This window comes from Kitasatospora sp. NPDC057936 (assembly GCF_042887525.1).
Lineage (GTDB): Bacteria > Actinomycetota > Actinomycetes > Streptomycetales > Streptomycetaceae > Kitasatospora.
Genome location: NZ_JBHVPD010000014.1, coordinates 95,556 through 112,466, shown reverse-complemented (window position 1 = coordinate 112,466; position 16,911 = coordinate 95,556). Strand labels below are relative to the sequence as shown.

The 16,911-nt window shown below is 72.9% G+C and carries 15 protein-coding genes; 8 read left to right on the top strand and 7 right to left on the bottom strand.

The window, feature by feature from the left end; translation table 11 throughout:
- Positions 1 to 104 precede the first annotated feature (104 nt).
- The gene (locus ACFVU9_RS10660; protein WP_387591996.1) at positions 105 to 2,480 is read right to left on the bottom strand and encodes a Dyp-type peroxidase; all 2,376 of its coding nucleotides are present in this window, start codon (positions 2,478 to 2,480) and stop codon (positions 105 to 107) included.
- A 105-nt stretch (positions 2,481 to 2,585) separates the two neighbouring features.
- Positions 2,586 to 4,445 carry a galactose oxidase-like domain-containing protein gene (locus tag ACFVU9_RS10655; protein WP_387591993.1) on the bottom strand — a complete coding sequence of 620 codons (1,860 nt, stop codon included), beginning with the start codon at positions 4,443 to 4,445 and terminating at the stop codon, positions 2,586 to 2,588.
- Between the two features lie 291 nt (positions 4,446 to 4,736).
- Between ACFVU9_RS10655 and ACFVU9_RS10650 the strand changes: the two genes are divergently transcribed.
- Complete coding sequence (locus ACFVU9_RS10650; protein WP_380500560.1) at positions 4,737 to 5,144, top strand: hypothetical protein; 408 nt, start codon at positions 4,737 to 4,739, stop codon at positions 5,142 to 5,144.
- A gap of 130 nt (positions 5,145 to 5,274) precedes the next feature.
- On the opposite strand, the gene ACFVU9_RS10645 is transcribed toward ACFVU9_RS10650, so the two are convergent.
- On the bottom strand, positions 5,275 to 5,820 hold the full coding sequence (locus tag ACFVU9_RS10645; RefSeq protein WP_380494099.1) for a PaaI family thioesterase: 546 nt from the start codon (positions 5,818 to 5,820) through the stop codon (positions 5,275 to 5,277).
- Positions 5,821 to 6,023: 203 nt separating this feature from the next.
- Here ACFVU9_RS10645 and ACFVU9_RS10640 point away from each other — a divergent pair, with 203 nt between their 5' ends.
- Positions 6,024 to 7,529: a PHB depolymerase family esterase gene (locus ACFVU9_RS10640; RefSeq protein ID WP_387591990.1), complete on the top strand. Its 1,506-nt coding sequence runs from the start codon at positions 6,024 to 6,026 to the stop codon at positions 7,527 to 7,529.
- 24 nt (positions 7,530 to 7,553) lie between these two features.
- Here ACFVU9_RS10640 and mca read toward each other — a convergent pair whose 3' ends face one another.
- Together mca and ACFVU9_RS10630 are read right to left on the bottom strand one after the other, a co-directional pair.
- On the bottom strand, positions 7,554 to 8,429 hold the full coding sequence (gene mca, locus ACFVU9_RS10635) for a mycothiol conjugate amidase Mca (RefSeq protein ID WP_387591987.1): 876 nt from the start codon (positions 8,427 to 8,429) through the stop codon (positions 7,554 to 7,556).
- A gap of 85 nt (positions 8,430 to 8,514) precedes the next feature.
- Positions 8,515 to 9,981: an MDR family MFS transporter gene (locus ACFVU9_RS10630; RefSeq protein WP_380500557.1), complete on the bottom strand. Its 1,467-nt coding sequence runs from the start codon at positions 9,979 to 9,981 to the stop codon at positions 8,515 to 8,517.
- 158 nt (positions 9,982 to 10,139) lie between these two features.
- Between ACFVU9_RS10630 and ACFVU9_RS10625 the strand changes: the two genes are divergently transcribed.
- From ACFVU9_RS10625 to murQ, 6 genes are all read left to right on the top strand, one after another.
- On the top strand, positions 10,140 to 10,856 hold the full coding sequence (locus ACFVU9_RS10625) for a TetR/AcrR family transcriptional regulator (RefSeq protein WP_387591985.1): 717 nt from the start codon (positions 10,140 to 10,142) through the stop codon (positions 10,854 to 10,856).
- Between the two features lie 168 nt (positions 10,857 to 11,024).
- Positions 11,025 to 11,705: a DUF6445 family protein gene (locus ACFVU9_RS10620; RefSeq protein WP_380494261.1), complete on the top strand. Its 681-nt coding sequence runs from the start codon at positions 11,025 to 11,027 to the stop codon at positions 11,703 to 11,705.
- Positions 11,706 to 11,847: 142 nt separating this feature from the next.
- Entirely contained in the window at positions 11,848 to 12,909 is a 1,062-nt protein-coding gene (locus ACFVU9_RS10615) for an NAD(P)-dependent oxidoreductase (RefSeq protein WP_387591982.1), read from the top strand.
- Positions 12,910 to 13,011: 102 nt separating this feature from the next.
- The gene (locus ACFVU9_RS10610) at positions 13,012 to 13,644 is read left to right on the top strand and encodes an HAD family hydrolase (protein WP_387591979.1); all 633 of its coding nucleotides are present in this window, start codon (positions 13,012 to 13,014) and stop codon (positions 13,642 to 13,644) included.
- 50 nt (positions 13,645 to 13,694) lie between these two features.
- Positions 13,695 to 14,318, top strand: a complete 624-nt coding sequence (locus tag ACFVU9_RS10605; protein WP_387591976.1) for a TetR/AcrR family transcriptional regulator — start codon at positions 13,695 to 13,697, stop codon at positions 14,316 to 14,318.
- A 232-nt stretch (positions 14,319 to 14,550) separates the two neighbouring features.
- A complete protein-coding gene (murQ, locus tag ACFVU9_RS10600; protein WP_387591973.1) occupies positions 14,551 to 15,510 on the top strand; it encodes an N-acetylmuramic acid 6-phosphate etherase in 960 nt (319 codons plus the stop codon).
- Positions 15,511 to 15,517: 7 nt separating this feature from the next.
- On the opposite strand, the gene ACFVU9_RS10595 is transcribed toward murQ, so the two are convergent.
- Together ACFVU9_RS10595 and ACFVU9_RS10590 are read right to left on the bottom strand one after the other, a co-directional pair.
- Positions 15,518 to 16,030: an isochorismatase family protein gene (locus ACFVU9_RS10595; RefSeq protein WP_387591970.1), complete on the bottom strand. Its 513-nt coding sequence runs from the start codon at positions 16,028 to 16,030 to the stop codon at positions 15,518 to 15,520.
- Between the two features lie 49 nt (positions 16,031 to 16,079).
- Positions 16,080 to 16,817, bottom strand: coding sequence for a TetR/AcrR family transcriptional regulator C-terminal domain-containing protein (locus tag ACFVU9_RS10590; protein WP_387591968.1), 738 nt, complete (start codon positions 16,815 to 16,817; stop codon positions 16,080 to 16,082).
- Between the last annotated feature and the right edge of the window lie 94 nt (positions 16,818 to 16,911).

The following is a 16,911-nucleotide window of genomic DNA, read 5'->3' as shown; positions in this document are numbered from 1 at the left end:
GGGCCCCCCCCCCGCCCTCCCCCCCCCCACCCCTTGGGGGCCCGGCCCGCCTGGGGGCGCCCGGGACCCGATGTCGTCCATCTCCCCGAAGGGTCCCGGAACGGCTACGGCCGGCGGCACCAGACCGCCGTCGGGCGGTCCTCGCGCAGCAGGTCGTCCTGGTGGTTGCCGCCGTGGTTGATCATGATCGTCCGGTACTTGTCCTGGTGGAACACCCAGTACCAATGCTGACCGCCGCTCGGGTCGTCCCGGCCGGGAACGGCCAGGAAGGCGTCCACGCGCGTGACGCCCTCCAGCGAGCGCCAGAGGCCGAGCTGCCGGTCGTCCCGCTGGAGCCGGTCCGGGTACGCCCGGCCGGAGCGGCCGATGGAGATCAGCCGGTAGCGCTGGCCCACCGGGGTGTTGTGGAACACCCAGTACCAGTGCGAGCCGTCGCCGGCGGGCCGCATGTCGGGGACGGGCAGGAAGGCGTCCACGTGCGTGACGGGAGTCGTCCCGCCGAACGAGCTCCACCGGCTCACCGGCTGGTCCTCGGCCACCACCCGGCTCGCGTACGGCTCGGAGGCGTCGATCGAGATGTAACGGTAGACCTGGTTGCCGCCCACCGTGTGGAAGACCCAGTAGTCGCACTTGCCGTCGACGCGCTGCTGGTCGAACACCGGCAGGATGGTGTCGATCCGGGTGACGCCCCTCAGCGCGGGCCAGGACGAGTACGGTCCGACGTTCCTGACCACGACCCCGGTGCGGTCGTCGACCGTGCCGGTGGTGAGCTGGCGGACCTCGGTGCCGCCGGCGCCGATCAGGCGGATCGTGCCCTGCTGGAACGTCCAGTAGCGGCCGTCCACGTCGGGCAGCGGCAGGACGCAGTCCATCGGCAGGTTCTGCGCCACGACCGGCTGCCTGCCGTCGTCGACGAGCTCGCCGTTGAGACGCCCCTGGGCGAGCCGGCGCAGCGTGGTGATGGAGGGCGTGAAGCAGTAGAGCGCGCCGCGGGTCTGGACGAACGGGCGGAAGTCCAGCCCGGTGGTGGCCCGTTCGCCCGCCGGGGACCTGCCCTCCCAGCTGACCCGGCCGTCGTTCACGGTGGCGAGCTGGCCGCTGACCAGCGGGTCCGGGCCGGGCTTGGCCTCGCGGCCGGGCGGGAAGTCCGGGTCGTTGATCCAGTTGGCCTGGATGAACTCGAACTGGCCCACCAGGTCGGACTGGTAGCAGACGAAGAGCAGGCCGCGCTGGGCGTCGGGGCCGAACTCGGGGATGTCGCTGGTCGGATCGAAGGGCTTCCCGTAGGGGGCGCCGCGCCTCATGATCCGGCGGGCGTCGATGAAGGCCTCGTCGACCGGGACGCCGTCGACGAGCCCGGCGCGGGGATTGGTCTTGCGCAGGTGGGAGAAGAGCGGGGTGATCAGGCCGTCCGGGTCCTCCGGGTCGCCGAGGTACGTGAAGTCGTTGTCCGCTCCGGCGGCCGGGTCGCCGGGCTGCTGGTCGGGGTACTTGCACACCGGCGCCCCGTTGCGCCAGCGGCCCACCAGCCGGGCGGCGAACCAGTCCCGCTTCGTGTCCTCCGGCACCGCCTTGAGGTCCTTCAGCCGCCGCAGCTGGGCGTCGACCTGTGCCCACCAGCCGGCGACGTCCTGCTCCAGGCGGCGCACCACCTGGAAGGAGCCGTTGTGCATCCAGGCGGGGACGGTCTTGGCGGCGGCTGTCTCCGGGGCGTGCGTCGCGGCGAGCTTCTTCCCGATGACGAACTCGCCGGCCGGGATGATCCGGGTGCCGGGGTGCTTCTTCGAGTAGAAGACCGTCTCGGCCCCCTCGCCGGTGAACCGGTTGGGGTCGGGCTCGTCGAAGCCCTCGACCTCCGGCTCGCTGACGCCGTCCTTGAAGCCGAAGTGCTCCTTGCCCTTCTTGTCGCCCGCGAGGTGCTTGCCCTCCTGCTCGTAGACGACGACCGCGCCGGCCTGGCCGGCGGCCTGCTTCTGCTCCTTCACGGCGCTGTCGAGGCCCGCCGGGGTGTCGGAGGCGATGGTGAGCACCGCGTGGACGACCGGCTTGGTGGCGCAGCCGAACAGCCAGCGCTTCGGGTCGTTGTCGTCGGTGTCGCCGAGCGCGATCGACCGCGACGGGTCGGCCGGGCCCTGGATGAACGCCTCCAGCGTGTCGCCGGTCCTGGCCTCCGCCTTCAGGAGCTCCGGCTGCCCGGTGACGAACTGCAGGCCCTGATAGGTGAAGCTGAGGCCCAGCCAGGTGGCCTTGAGCGCCGCCGGGTCACTGCCGCCGGAGGACTGACGGGCTTCGCTGAAGGTCTCGTTGAACCGGGCGACCTCCTGGGTGGTGGCGATCCTGGGAGTGATCTTCTCCAGCCAGCTCCGCGCCGCCGAGGCGTCGCTGAACTGGAGGAGCAGCAGGGTCATGTGGTCTTTCTTGAATCCGGCGAGGATGTCGCCCTGGATCTCGGTGTCTTGACGCAGACTCAGGTCTGGCACGGGGTGGCTCCGTTCGTCGGCTCCGTCGGCTCCGTCGGAGTGGCGGGAGTGGTCGGCGTGGTGTCGGCTCGGCGTGGGCGTGTGTCTATAGGGCTGCCGGTGGGACTAGGGGTTCGGCGCCAGCTGGATCCACTTGGCCACGCTGGGCACACCGGCGTCGTTGAGGAGGAAGATCATGTACCAGCCGGGCGGGGCGTCCGCGGCCGAGGCCGGGCTCTGGAAGACGAGTTGGCCGCCCGCGCGGCTCACCAGCTTGAGCTCCAGGCGGCGCTGGCTGGTGTCCACCGAGTGCGTGGAGGTGATGGGCGCGAGCAGGACGGCGCGGGCGGCCTGGGTCGGCGAGTTGGTGTTGATCCGGAACGTGGTGCCGTAGCCCACGGGGTCGGTCGGGGCGGTCCGGATGTCCGGGCGGCCGCCGGGCTGGTGCAGGTACGGCGGCTCGTAGATCTCGATGGTGCCGTTGTTGCCGGCCTTGATGTCCGGGTTGTTGGCGATCTGCTGGAGCTCGTCGCCGGTGACCATGATCCGGCCGTCGGGCAGGACCACCGCGTTGGAGTGGTAGCCGCGCGGCAGCCGCTGCTTGGGGCCGAGGGCCCAGTTGCCGTCGGCGTCCCGGAGTTCGACCTGGCGGAAGCGGTCGTCGGGGACGTTCGGGTTGTAGTCGCCGAGGCCGTAGTCGCGGATGCCGACGGCCCCGTTGACGGTGAACAGGTTGCCGTTGGGGAAGATGAGCGTGTCGTCCTGGGCGCGGCCGAGGTTCCTCGGCTTCTCCTTGGTCCACTGGCCGCCCGAGAACTTGAAGGTGTTCGGGTCCTTGTGGTCGCCGCCGAGGACGAGCACCGAGTCCGGGCCGCTGGTGCCGTTGGGCAGGGCGACCGCCGAGCCGTACAGGCGGGTGAAGCCGTCCGGGCGGTTGGGCAGCGTGCCGCGGGTCTCGTTCACCGGGTCGAAGACGAACTGCTGGTCGGCGCTGCGGCCGAAGCCGTAGATCTTCCCGTCCCTGAGCGAGAACAGGTGCGGGTAGTCCATCCGGTAGGGCGCGTCCGCCTTCCACTGGTCCAGCGGGAGGTTCTCGGGCACGCTCGACTTGCCGTAGGAGACGTCGACGCCCTTGGCCGGGAAGCGTTCGACGATGGGGGTCGGGGTGCCGTAGCCGAGTTCGGACTGGCCGGACATGATGGTCTGCCGGCCGTCGGCCCCCGTGACCACGGACGGGTACCAGCGGCCGACCGCCATGTCCCGTTCCTGGTGCCAGGTCTCGGTCCACGGGTCGAAGACCAGGGCGAGCTTGGCACCGGTGCCGCCGTTGCCGCCGAGGTTGCCGCCGAAGACGCCGACCATGCCGTTGGGCAGGTAGGAGTGACCGGCGCAGAAGAACGGCGCGGGGCGCGGCTCGTCCAGGCCGTCCGGCATGTTGACGTCCGGCGGCGGAACGGCCTTGAACGTGCCCGGGTCGGTGTCGTTCACGGGCGGCGTCCACAGGTAGGCACGCCCGGCGTTCTGCCTGCCGATGACGTCGGTGGGCGCGGTCTCCTTCTGGGGGTTCTCCTCGACGGCCTCGAAGGAGAAGATCAGCACCTTGCCGGTGGGCAGCAGGGCGATGTGGTCCCCGTACTCGGGCGAGGGGATGTACTGCTTGAACCGGCCGAACTGCGCGGGGTCGTACTTCGCGTTGTCCTGCGCCTGGGTGGCGGTGAGCATGTTGAAGCGGTTGGTGCGGGTGGTCTGCGGGTAGCCGGTCTGGACGGCCCGCAGGCCGATCCGGTCCCGCGCCATCCCCTCGGCGGCCGGGCGCCCGAAGGCGGCCACCTCGTCGGCCCGGACCTCGGCCCGCACCTGCTCGTCGGTGATGCGCGGCGCGCCGGTCCCGGCGAAGGGGTCGGTCACCGCGGCGGCGACCGGTGCGGGCGAGGTCAGGATCGTGGTGGTCGACAGGACGACGGTGACGGCACTGGCCGCCAGCACCGCCCGGAGCCTTCTGCGCGAAGCTCCGGGTGACGTGGCGGGCAGGGTGCTGGGGGGTGTTCTGCGTGGCATGGGGTTCCTCGCGACATGTCGGTCAGGGCTGCTCGGCAGCCGCACGGATGACAGCGATTCGCGGCCAGTAGACCACGCTAGGTAGTCGTTCGTGAGCAGACACCCCAGTCGCCCCATGATCGGCTGTCGACACACCGTCACCGTGCGTGGTTCCTGGCGGGGCATCACCATCGTGCTGAAATGGCCGCGCACCCCACCCCCGGACCTCAGGAGCGCCTCGTGCCCAGGAAGACCAGGATCGCCGTGACCCTCGTGACGGGAGTCGTCGTCCTCGCCGCCACGAGCGGCAGCGCGGCGGCGACGACGAGCATCCTCGCCCCGCAGTCGGTGACCGGCCCCACCCTCCGGGGCGGCGCCGACGGAAAGCCGCACGAGTTGCTCTGCCCGCCCGACGAGAGCGTCTACGGCGGCGGGTTCAGCATCACTCCCGGCGAGAACCGCAGACTCGACCGCCAGCCGACCGACGTCCTGGAGAACCGCCCGAACGACGACGCCACCGGCTGGATCGTCGCCGTCCGCAAGGACGACTGCCCGCCGGAGGGTCAGAAGGGCGAGCCCCGGCCCGCCGACCTCACCATCCGCATCGTGTGCACCGACGGCGAGAACAACACCAGCCTCGGCGGCTGACGCGCCCGGCCGGCCGGAGGGCCCGCGGCATGTCGGCCGCCCACGGACCGGATCGGGCGGCCCCAACGCCTCGATCCGGTCCCGTTCCCGGCGCCGAGCCCGGCCCCGGCGCCCTTCCCGGCCCTTCGGCTCAGTCCGTCGAGCGCGGGCCCAGGATCGCGCACGTGGTGGTGGCGTGTGCGTACAGCTTGCCGGTCTCGGCACCGACCACCCTGGCCTCGGCGGTGGCGATCGTCCGGCCGAGGTGCACCACCTCGCCCTCGCAGCGCAGCAGGCCGGTGTCGGCGAACACCGGGCGCACCATGTGGACGTTCAACTGGGTGGTCGTGTAACCGAGTCCGGCGGGCAGGCGGCTCAGGACGGCGCAGCCGAGGGCCGAGTCGAGCAGGGTGGCGAGGAAGCCCCCGTGGACGGTGTTCATCGGGTTGTACAGGTGGTCACCGGGCTCGCCCTCGAACACCGCGAACCCCGGCTTGGCCGCGGTGAGGTGGAAGCCCAGCGTGCTGCAGATGGAGGGCTGGATCCGCCCGGCGATGATCTCCTGGAGGATCTCCTCACCGGTCAGGTGCGCGTAGGCGGTCAGCGGCGGACCGGCCGTCCACGTGTGGGTGCGGGTCCGCAGTTCCCCGGTGACCAGCGGATTCGGCTCGTCGGTCGCAACCTCTTGATTCGTCATGGGATCAACCTGCCTTGTTCCCGCCCTTCCCTCAAGTGTCGCCCGGCACCGGGAAGTCGGCGCCGAGACGGTCGGCTTCGGGGTGGTGGTGCACGCCATGCCGGGCCGCTGGACGGCGGTCGCGCGCCACATGGCCACGGTGCACGGGAGGCGACACGCTGCACGGCATCCACGTCGACTCCTCCCCCACCCAGGAGCCTCCGATGTCCGTCCTCGCCGCGCTCGCCCGTACCTCCGCCGCCGCCGTGCTGACCGCCGGCACGCTCACCGGGACACTGGCCGCCGGGGCCGCTACTGCCTCCCCCACCGCCGCAGCCGCCGCGACCGTCTCCCCCGCCGACTCCCCGGCCGATTCCGCGGCCGGCACGTTCCAGCAGGTCACCGGTTTCGGCAGCAACCCCGGCGACCTCGCGATGTACGCCTACACCCCCGCCGGACTGCCCGCCGGCGCGCCGCTGGTGGTCGCGCTGCACGGCTGCCTCCAGACCGCCTCCGACTACTACCAGCACTCCGGCTGGACCAAGTTCGCCGACCTGTACGGCTTCGCCGTGGTGTTCCCCGCGACGAACGGCGCCAACAACAGCCTGTCGTGCTTCAGCTGGTTCGACGCGACCAAGGACGCGCGGGGCACCGGAGAGGCCGCTTCGGTGGCCCAGATGGTCGCCAAGGCCGAGGCGCTGTACGGCTCGGACGGCCACCGGGTGTACGTCACCGGGCTCTCGGCCGGCGGCGGCCTGGCGGCCGACCTGCTGGCCGACTACCCGGACGTGTTCGCCGGCGGTGCGATCGACTCCGGCCTGCCCGCGCACTGCGCCACCACCCAGGGCGCCGCCTCCGCCTGCCAGAACAGCGACCAGGGCCTCACCCCCGCCCAGTGGGGCGACAAGGTCCGGTCCGCGGACCCGGGGTACACCGGGCCGTGGCCGCGGGTCGCGGTCTGGCAGGGCACCTCGGACACCGTCGTCCGGCCGGTGAACGCCACCGAACTGCGCGACCAGTGGACCGACGTCTGGGGCCTCCCCCAGCGCCCGACGTCGAGCCGCGCCCTGCCGGGCGGCACCACCGAGGAGTTGTACGCCGACCCGGGCGGCCGGCCCGCCGTGGCGGTGTACTCCGTCGCCGGGATGAGCCACGGCCTCGCCGTCGACCCGGGCTCCGGCGCCGATCAGTGCGGCGCGACCGGCAGTTACTTCCTCGGCACCATCTGCTCCTCCTACTACACCGCGCAGTTCTGGGGCCTGTCCGATGGCGGCGGGCCCACCACCCCCGGTCTGCCGGCCCCGACCGGGCTGACCGCGTCCGCGGCCGGGCCGGACTCGATCGGCCTCTCCTGGCAGGCCGTCAGCGGCGCGGTGTCCTACCAGGTGCTCCGCGACGGCTCGCCAGCCGGCACCACGACCGGCACCTCCTTCACCGACACCGGGCTGGCTCCCGGCACCTCGTACACCTACACCGTGGCGGCGGTGGACGCCTCGGGGACCCTGGGCGCCAGGTCGGCGGCGGTGACGGCGAGTACCAGCGGCAGCGCACCGCAGTGCTTCACCGACAGCAACTACGCCCAGGTGCAGGCCGGCCGGGCCACCGAGAGCGGCGGCCTCACCTACGCGCTCGGCTCGGGGCAGGACATGGGCCTCTGGAACACCTTCGTCACGCACACCCTGCGGCAGACCGGACCCGGCTACTACGTCCTCGCGGACGGTCAGTGCTGAACGGCGCATCCGCCGTGCCTCCTCTCACGATCGCAGTCCCTCGAACAGGTCGGCCTCGGGCAGTTCGGCGACGGCCGGCACGCAGGACCGGGCGAGGTGGTAGTCCTCCGTCGGCCAGACCTCGCGCTCGATGTCCCGGGGGTGGGCCATGAAGGCCACCCCGGGCTCGACCTGGGTGGCGTGCGCGAGCATCGCGGCGTCCCTGACCACGAACTGCTCGGCGCACGCTATCCGCGTGGTGGTCGCGAGGGCGGGCGGGGTGTCCGGCCAGCCGGCGAGCAACTCGCCCATGGCCGACGGGACGCCCCGTTCCGTCATCGCGTCGTGCATGGTCTGGAACCAGGCCCGGGAGAGCGCCAGGTGGTAGTAGAGCTTCGCCGCCTGCCACGGCTCCCCCGCCGCCGGATAGCGGTCCGGATCGGCGGCGGACTCGAAGGCCTCGACCGAGACCCGGTGCGTCATCACGTGGTCCGGGTGCGGGTACCCGCCGGTCTCGTCGTACGTGATGACGACGTGCGGACGGAACTCCCGGATCAGGGCGACCAGCGGGGCCGCGGCCACCTCCAACTCCTGGGCCGCGAAGCAGTCCTCGGGCAGGTCCTCCCCGGGCCCGGGCATCCCGGAGTCGGTGAAGCCAAGGAACTGCTGGCGCACGCCCAGGATCTCGCGGGCGGCGGCCATCTCCTGGCGTCGGATCCGCGGGAGGTCGGCCCGCACCTCCGGGCGGTCCAGCGCCGGGTTGAGGACGGAGCCGCGCTCGCCGCCGGTGCAGGTGGCCACCAGGACGTCGACGCCCTCGGCCGCGTACCGGGCGAGCGTGGCCGCGCCCTTGCTGGACTCGTCGTCGGGGTGCGCGTGAACGGTGAGCAGGCGGAGTCCGCCGGGGTGCTTGGTGAACATGAGTACTCCTTGGAAGTTGATCATTGAGGTGAGCGAACGGGACCGCCGCGCGGTTCCCGGATGAGACGGCTCCCCTGTCGTGCCGTCAGACCTGCTTGCGGGTGCCCGGGTAGAGCAGGGCGGGGGCTATCGAGAGCGCGGAGAGGGCCAGCACCCACCAGAAGGTGTCACCGAAGGCCGCGGCCGGGTGGCCCGGGTGCCCGCTCCGGGCCTGCTGCAGGACCAGCGTCAGCACCGCGGTGCCGAGGGCGCCGCCGAGCCGGTTGAGCACGTTGACCGCGCTCGCGGCGGCCGGCACCTGGGCCTTCTCCACGCTGGAGTAGACCGCCGCCATCCCCGGTATGAGGATGATCCCCATGCCGACGCCACGCAGCGTCAGGGAGGCCGCCAGCAGCCGGTCCGCCGGACCGCCGCCCGCGCCGAGCCGGGTGAAGGCGAGTGTGCCGAGCAGCGAGCAGGCGATGCCGAGCAGGATCAGCGGACGCGGTGCGAGCCGGTCCGCGATCCGCCCCGCCAGTAGCGAGGTGACCGCCGTGCCGAGGGCCTGCGGCGCCAGGAGCAGCCCGGCCTCCACCGCGCCGGCGTGCTCCACCTGCTGGTAGTAGAGCGGCACCAGGAACATCGAGCTGTAGAGCGCCGCGCCCTGGAGGAAGGAGTTCGCCGTCGCGACCGCGAAGCCGCGCCGCGCGAAGAGCCGCAGGTCGATCAGCGGCGCCCGGCCCCCGCCGGTGGACGGGCGCAGCGCGTGCCACCCGTACGCGAGGAGGAGCAGGGCCCCCGCCGCGGCCGCCGCCGGGCCGGCCCAGCCGCCGTCAGCGATCACCGACAGCCCGTAGACCAGGCCCGTCAGGCCCGGGGAGAGCAGTGCCAGGCCGAGGCCGTCCAGCCGGGGACGGGCCCGCGCGGGGCCGCCCTCCGACGGGAGCCAGCGGAGCGCCAGCAGCACGGTGACCAGCCCGACCGGCACGTTCAGCAGGAACATCCAGCGCCAGCTCAGGTGATCCAGCAGCACACCGCCGAGGATCGGACCGAGGACCGGCGCGAGACTGATCGGGAGCAGCAGCGTGCCCATCACCCGCCCGATCCTGGACGGACCGGCCGCCTGCACCATGAGCGTCTGCCCGAGTGGCTGGATCATTCCCCCGCCCATCCCCTGGAGGATCCGGAAGGCGATCAGGCTGCCCGTCGACCACGACAGCCCGCACAGCGCGGAGCCGAGGACGAACAGCACCACCGCCGCGAGCCACGCGCGCCGGGCGCCGAACCGCCCGGCGGCCCAGCCGGACAGCGGCATGACCAGGGCTATTGCCAGCAGGTACCCGGTGGACACCCACTGGACCGCCGCCATCGAGCCGTGCAGATCGCGGGCGACGGAGTCGATGCCCACGTTGACGATCGTGGTGTCCAGCAGTGCGAGCACCGGACCGAGCGCCAGCACCGCACCCATCTTCATCAGGCCCGGCGGCAGCGGCTCCCGCCCGGCATGAACCGGCGTCCGCCCGGCCATCCCCTCCGCCGGTTCCCTCTTCACCGTGGTGACCTTCGCGGTCATGGCCCCTCCCCGAGGTTCGACGTCGTGTCCACGCCCGTGCGGCCGAGGACTCCTCCGACGGCCTGTCCGGCCGCCGATGAAGAACTTAGGTCGAACCCAGTGATTAGGTCAAGCATAATTTCTGTGCTCGACCCAGCGAACTGCGCTAGGCTCCCGCCATGACCGACAGCACCCCGAACCTGCGCGAGCTCAACAAGCGCCGCACCCGCGAGGCGATCTCGCACGCCGCGACCAGGCTCTTCATCGACCGGGGCTTCGAGCGGACCACCATCGCCGAGGTCGCGACGGCCGCCGGCGTCGCCAAGATGACCGTCACCAACCACTTCCCGCGCAAGGAGGACCTCTTCCTCGACCTGCACGAGGAGATGGTCGCCAGGTACGCCCGAGCGGTCGCCGACCGCGCCCCCGGCGAGTCCGCCCTCGCCGCGCTGCGCCGCGCCTGCCTGGCCGAGATCGACCGGCGCGACGCCGCGCTCGGCTTCTCCGGCGAGGCGTTCGCCCGCACCATCACCGAGAGCCCCGCGCTGACCGCCCGGCTGCGCGAGCTGCACGAGCAGGGCGAGACGGCGCTCGCCACCGCCCTGGCCGAGGCCGCCCACGTGCCGCCCGGCGACTTCGAGAGCCGGGTCGCCGCCGGCCTGCTGGCGGCCGTCCCCCGGGCCGTCTCCACCGAGGTGTTCCGCCGCACCCTGGCCGGGGAGGACCACGAGGCCGTCGCGGCCGCCGTCCGCCCGTCCGCCGCCCGCGCCTTCGACCGCCTGGAGGGCGCGCTCGGCGACTTCGCCGTCCGGGCCGACGAAGCCGGGGCGACCGACGAAGCTAAGGAAACCGAGGTAACCAAGGAAGCCGAGGTGGTCAAGGCAATCGAGGAATGACCACGAACCGGGCGGGGCACGACCACCCGCCGGACCGCCGCCCGACCACGAACGAATGCACACCCGGCACCGAACCGAACACCCGCACCCCGATCGCCACTTGACGAAAGGTTGACCTGTTCACGGCAGAAAGTTGACGCCCGCCGCCCCTATCGTCGGCCCATGCCCATGCCCCCACAGCCCATCAGGCCGACGGCCCTGCCGGTCCTCCCCTACCGCAAGCCCACCCGCGGCCGGGACTACTGGGTCCTGGACAACGTCCTGCCCGATCCGGACGCCGTCCGCGAGCGCGTCCTGGCCCGCGGCGACTGGACCGAGGGCTACCCGCACCGCCCGGAGACCTGGCCCGGCCTGCGCACCATGCCCGGCCTGGAGCCCGGCGAGCTCGCCCGCGTCGAGGCCCAGGTCCGCAAGGCCACCGGCGCCTCCCGGCTCTGGGTCCAGAGCACACCGGGCGGCGGCACGCTCAACCACAACTGCGTCCAGGTCGTCGGCGCCGGCGAGTCGGAGTCCCGTCCGCACACCGACTCTCGGGCGCTCTGCCGCTACGCCGCCGTGCTCTACCTGAGCCCCGGCGCCCCCAAGGACGCCGGCACCAGCTTCTACCGCCAGCAGTTCCCCGGCGGCCGGCTCGGCGGCAACCTCGTCAACGCGCCGCACAACAACCTCGTGGAGGCGCTCGGCACCCGCCACGTGCCCGCCGACCACTTCACCGAGGACGTCCGCGTCCCGAACCGCTACAACCAGCTGCTCCTCTACCACGCCAACCTCATCCACAGCGCCACCACCTACTACGGCACCGAGCTGGCGGACCGCCGGATGACGGCCGTCTTCTTCTGGATGGCCTGACGCGCCGCCGGCCGACCGTCCCGGCAGACGGCCCGGCGGAGGGCCCGATGACCGGCCCGACGGACGGCCCGATGACCGGCCCAACGGACGGCCCGATGACCGGCCCGACGGACAACCCGACCGAACGGCACGCACCTTCACCATGGATCACCCGCGAGTCCTCCTGCTCGACGCCGCCCCCGGCCCGCTCCTCGACCGCGAACTGGAGCGCCTGACCGGCCACCGCCTGGCCGTCACGCTCAACCTCCGGCGCGTCGAGGACCGGGCGGGTGCCCAGTCCGCCTGGTCGGAGCTCGTCGAGTTCACCGACCTCGACCCCTTCGACGAGGCGGCCCTGACCGCCGAGTTCAGCCGCGGCCCGGGCTTCGACGCGCTCAAGTCCCGCGCGGGCGTGCCCCTGCGCGCCGCCTTCCTCGCCGCGGCGACGGCCCCCGAACGACACCGCCCGCTGCGGGTGATCGGCCGCGCCGGAGCCGGCACCGACCACGTGGACCTGGCCGCCGCGGCCCGGTACGGCATCACCGTCACCCACACCCCGGGCTCCAACGCGAACGCCGTCGCCGAGTTCGCCCTCGCCCAACTGCTCACTCTCACAAGGGACCTGTCCGCCCACAACGAGAGGTCACACCGAGGCGCCTGGGGCGCACCCGCGACCCCGCCACGCGAACTCTCCGAACTCACCCTCGGCATCGTGGGACCGGGCCTGATCGGCACGGCACTCGCGACACGCGCGTCCGTCCTCGGCATGACCGTCCAGGCACACGCGCGCCGTCCGACCGCGCCACCGACACGGCACGTCCCGTCTCTCGACACCCTCCTCGCCACCAGCGACGTCGTGTCCCTGCACCTCCCACTCACCCCGCAGACGCGCCAATTGATCGGCCGACGCGAACTCGCCCTGCTCCGACCGGGATCGGTGCTCCTCAACACCGCGCGCGGCGGCATCGTCGACGAAGCGGCGCTCGCCGACGCCCTGCGCGACCCCACCCACCCCCTCGCGGCCGCCGCCGTGGACACCTTCGCCCACGAGCACGCCGCCTTCGCCTCGCCCCTGTTCGGCCTGCCCAACGCCCTGCTCACCCCGCACGTCGCGGGCATGACCCGAACGGCCATGGCCGAGGCCGCCCTCCGCTGCGCCGACCACCTCGCCGCACTCCTCGCCGGACGCCCCGAAGGCATCCCGGTCGCCTCACCTGCCCGGTAGCAGCACCCGGCCCGCGACCCCGCCGGCCGCCCCTGTCACGCCCCTGTCACAGAGCGCGCGAACCGCTTGACCCGGCCGGTCCCCGCCCGCCGACAGTGGGTCATGGACGAACGCTGCATCATCCTCGACATCGGCGGCGTGCTGGAGCACACGCCGCGAACCGGCTGGATTCCTTACTGGGAACGGGAGTTGGGCTTGCCGCCGGGCACCGTCGACCAGCGTCTGGAGGACGTCTGGCACGCCGGCTCGATCGGCGCCGTCGACGAGGCGGAGGTGCGCCGACAGGTGGCCGCCCGACTGCGCCTCGACCCGCCCCGGGCGGCGGCGTTCATGGCCGACTTCTGGGCGGAGTACCTCGGGACGCCGAACGTCGAACTCATCGCCCACGTACGCGGCCTGCGGCACCGGACCCGGCTCGGGATCCTGAGCAACAGCTTCGTCGGCGCCCGCGAACGCGAGGTGAGCCGCTACGGCTTCGACGAGCTCGTCGAGGACGCCGGGCACATCGTCTACTCACACGAGATCGGTGTGGAGAAGCCCGACCCACAGGCTTTCGAGAAGGCTTGCACGATCCTCGGCGTCCGCGCCGCCGACTGCCTCTTCGTCGACGACCACGCGCCGAACGTCGAAACCGCCCTGACCCTGGGCATGCAAGCACACCTGTTCGACGACAACCACCGGACGATCGCCCGCATCGCCGAATTCCTTTCCACTGACGGCGAGTTCCGAAACTGACGGCCGATAACCCATTGACGGAGTGAGTACTCACTCCGCATCATGGAGCCATGACCGAGACACCTGGCACCCAGCCCGCCCGACGCCGGGCACCCGCGATGGACCCGGAGCAGCGGCGCGCGATGATCGTCGCCGCCGCGCTCCCCCTCGTCGTCGAGTACGGCGCGTCCGTGACGACGGCCAAGATCGCCCGGGCCGCCGGCATCGGCGAGGGCACGATCTTCCGCGTCTTCGACGACAAGGACGCCCTCCTCGCCGCGTGCATGGCCGAGGTCCTCAACCCCGACGACACGATCGCCCACCTCGCCGCGATCCCCCTGGACCAGCCCCTCGCCGACCGGCTGGCCGAGGCCGCCGACGTCGTGCGCGGACACCTGACCCGCATCGGAGCCGTGGCCGGAGCCCTCATGGCGGGCGGTCGGCTGGAGCGGCCCGGGCCCGGCCCGGACGGCAAGCTGCCCGACCGCGAAGCCGGACTGGCCCGGCCGCGCGCCGCCCTCGCCGCCCTGTTCGAGCCCGACCGCGACGCGCTGCGGCTCAGCCCGGAACGCCTCGCCGACGCCTTCCAGCTGATGATCATGTCCTCCGGCCGCCCCGGCGCCCCCGACCCGCTCACCACCGCCGAGCTCGTCGACCTCTTCCTCCACGGCGCCCTGCAGAGCGCCCCGCGGTGACCGGACGCCAGGCGACTGCCCCGGACCGGAGCCGTCGATCACCGCAACGGCGAGGCTCCGCAGCCACCCCCGGGCCCAGCCGGAACGCTCCGGTGGGCTGAGCCGCCCCGGCGTCCCGATGGCGGCGCCCCACCTCGGTGTAGGCGCCGCCATCGCACACCCGTACACCGGCCGCTCGGCCATCGGCGTCTGCCCGGGTTGGCGGCCGTCACCCCCGGGGAGGCTGAGCGGCATGAACCAGCCCGCACTCCCGATCACCGAAACGATCACCGAAACGACCGCCGAAGCAACCGCTGAAGCAATGGCCGAAGCGACCACCGAGACCGTCCGCCCCGACTGGGCGGAGATCGACGGGCTCCCGACGCTCGACCTCCTGCACCTCATGAACGCCGAGGACCGGACCGTCCCCGTGGCCGTCGCCGGGCAGCTGGAGCGCATCGCCGCCGTCGTGGACGGGGCCGCCGAGCGGATGCGGCGGGGCGGGCGCCTGATCTACGCGGGCGCCGGGACGGCCGGGCGGCTCGGGGTGCTGGACGCCGCCGAGTGTCCGCCGACCTTCGGCACCGACCCCGGCCGGGTCGTCGGGCTGATCGCCGGCGGTCCGGCGGCCGTCACGTCGGCGGCCGAGGGCGCCGAGGACCGCGCCGACCTCGCCGCGGCGGACCTGGCCGCCCTGGCACTCACCCCGGACGACACCGTGATCGGCGTCTCCGCCTCCGGCCGGACGCCCTACGCGGTGGCCGCCGTCCGGTGCGCCCGCGCCGCCGGTGCGCTCACCGCCGGGCTGGCGGGCAACCTCGGCTCGGCGCTCGTCGCGGCCGCCGAGCTGCCGATCGAGGTGGTCACCGGCCCGGAGGTCCTGGCCGGCTCGACCAGGCTCAAGGCGGGCACGGCGCAGAAGCTCGTGCTCAACCTCGTCTCGACGGCCGTCATGGTCCGCCTGGGCCGTACCTACGGAAATCTGATGGTCGACGTCCGCGCCACCAACGCCAAGCTGCGTGACCGCGCCCGCCGGATCGTCACCGAGGCCACCGGCGCCGCCGACGCGGACGTGCGCCGCGCCCTGGCGGCGACCGACGGCCGGGCCAAGGACGCGGTCCTCGTCCTGCTCGCGGACGTCGACGCGCCGACCGCCGCCCGTCTGCTCGCGGACTGCGACGGCCGGCTCCGCGAAGCCCTCAAGCGCGCCTGAGGGGTCCTCAGCCGAACGTCAGCTCGGCCTTCCCGGCGACCGCCCCGAGCCGCGGGAAGGAGTGCGCCACCGGCGCGCGGTGCTCCTCCTCCGTGAGCGCGGTCATCGCGTCCTCGACGAACACGACCTCGTAGCCGAGGTCGACGGCCGCGCGGGCCGTCGACTCGACGCCGAGGTTGGTCGCGATGCCGGCCAGCACGACGGTCCTGACGCCCCGCGCCCGCAGCAACTCGTCCAGCCCGGTCGCGTGGAAAGCGCCGATCGTGCGCTTGACCACGACCTCGTCGGCCACCGCCGCGACCTCCGCGACCAGGTCGCTGCCCGGCGGCTGCTCGGCGACGTTCGGCCGCTCGACGCGCACGGCGACGACGGGGGCACCGGCCTCGCGGAAGACCCCGGCCAGCTCCAGCGAGGCCGCGAGGACCTCCGTGCCGGGGCGCGGGGCGAGCGGGTTGGCGACGATCCGGTCCATCAGATCGACGAGGACGAGCGCGGTGCTGTGGGCATCGAGGGTTCGCATGGCGCTCACGCTAGTGGATCTCCCGGCACCCGGAATCCGCCCCCTCTCCTCAAGCGGACTCCCCGGACTCCCCGGACTCCCCGACCTCCCCGGACTCCCCGGCCTCCCCGACCTCGCCGGACTCCCCGGCCTCCTCGACCTCCTCGACCTCGCCGGACTCCCCGGCCTCCCGCGCGATCTCCGCACGGAACCCCTCGATCATGACCCGCAGCCCGTACTCGAAGTCGGCGTCGTGGTCGGCCATCCGCAGGACGTCGGCAGCCTCGCGCAGCAGCGGCAGGTCGCGAAGGGCGTCGTCGTCGTAGAGCGGCGTGTCGCGGTCCTCGGCGTCCTGCCGCCAGGCCTGCTCCTCGGTGACCCAGCCCATGATGTACCGGTCGACGGCGAGCAGCAGCCGCAGGGCCGTGCGCGGCCGCAGCCCGGCCCGGCAGAGGGCGCTCACCTGGGCCTCGACTGCCGGGAGTTCATCCTCGCTGGGCAGGGTGCCGGCGTGCACGCGCGCACCGTCGCGATAGGCGAGCAGCGCACGGCGCTTCGCGCGGGCGTCGGCGGCGATCCAGTCCGGCCAGTGCTGCGGGTCGGGGGTGCGGTCGGGCGGCAGGGCCTCGGCGAGCATGGCCTCGGCCATGAGGTCGAGCAGTTCCCGCTTGTTCTTGAAGTGCCAGTACAACGCCGGTGACTGGACGCCGAGTTCGCGCGCCAGGCGGCGGGTGGTGAGCCCGTCGATGCCGACCTCGTCGAGCAGTCGCAGCGCGGTGCGCACCACCTCGTCACGTTGCAGCGCCATGCCGACCGCCCTCCGAACCCGTTCCGCGTCGTTCGCCCGCCTTATTCGCTTGCCCACCAACTTTATCGCCGATAAGGTCGGCGCCGGAATTTAT